Origin of the sequence: Bowmanella dokdonensis (genome assembly GCF_017254865.1) — a bacterium.
GTDB lineage: Bacteria > Pseudomonadota > Gammaproteobacteria > Enterobacterales > Alteromonadaceae > Bowmanella > Bowmanella dokdonensis.
In genome coordinates, this window is record NZ_JAFKCV010000359.1 from 1 (window position 1) to 291 (window position 291).

Annotated in this window: 1 protein-coding gene; it reads left to right on the top strand. The window is 45.0% G+C overall.

Annotated features, from left to right (window positions below; all coding sequences use genetic code 11):
- Positions 1-108 precede the first annotated feature (108 nt).
- Positions 109-291, top strand: a 183-nt coding sequence (locus J0A66_RS22940; RefSeq protein ID WP_439098896.1) for a mechanosensitive ion channel family protein, incomplete at its 3' end; no start/stop codon positions are given.

Below are 291 nucleotides of genomic sequence, written 5' to 3' on the forward strand. Positions count from 1 at the left end.
GTATTTGCACTATGCTAGCTGACACGTGTTACTGAAACACAAGTAGGACCGCCTGGAAGTTTGGCGTGACAACAATAAGTTCAAATCGCTTTTTTATGGAGAGCATCCATGTTTCAACCCGAAAAAATGACCGAAATGGTCGACACCTATGTCATTCCGTGGGGCATCAATATTGCCCTGGCATTACTGATTTTTATCGTCGGCCGTATTGTCGTCGGTATCCTGATTGGCCTGTTTGGCAAGGTAATGGCGCGTTCTAAGTATGACAACATGCTGGTGGACTTTGTTAAG